This window comes from Psychrobacter sp. 16-MNA-CIBAN-0192 (genome assembly GCF_040309565.1).
Taxonomy (GTDB): Bacteria; Pseudomonadota; Gammaproteobacteria; order Pseudomonadales; family Moraxellaceae; genus Psychrobacter.
In genome coordinates, this window is record NZ_JBEOOX010000108.1 from 1 (window position 1) to 290 (window position 290).

Annotated in this window: 1 protein-coding gene; it reads right to left on the minus strand. The window is 41.4% G+C overall.

Annotated elements, in window-relative coordinates; translation table 11 throughout:
• A partial coding sequence (locus tag AAEY78_RS12540; protein WP_352339665.1) for a hypothetical protein occupies positions 1–290 on the minus strand: 290 nt, incomplete at both ends.

Sequence of the window (290 nt, forward strand, 5' to 3'; positions counted from 1 at the left end):
GTCTACACCGTCGTTATACGAACCCGAGAAAGTAAACTTATTGCCTAATCTTGAGATCCTAAACTGTTTACAAAGTTGATCTGGTACGTAATCCAGTTGAATTGAAAACAACTTTTGCCGTTTCTTGGTCGCATTATCAAAGATGGTTAAGAGCGTTTTACTTTCGCCTAACGGCTCAAGCATAAACAGCTCTTTTGTGATCAAAGCACTGCGTTTTTTGCCGCGCCCCTTTTGCTTAGGAAACTTACGTAAACCTTTGCGTGAAGCTTCTACGTCAGCAAATACAAGGC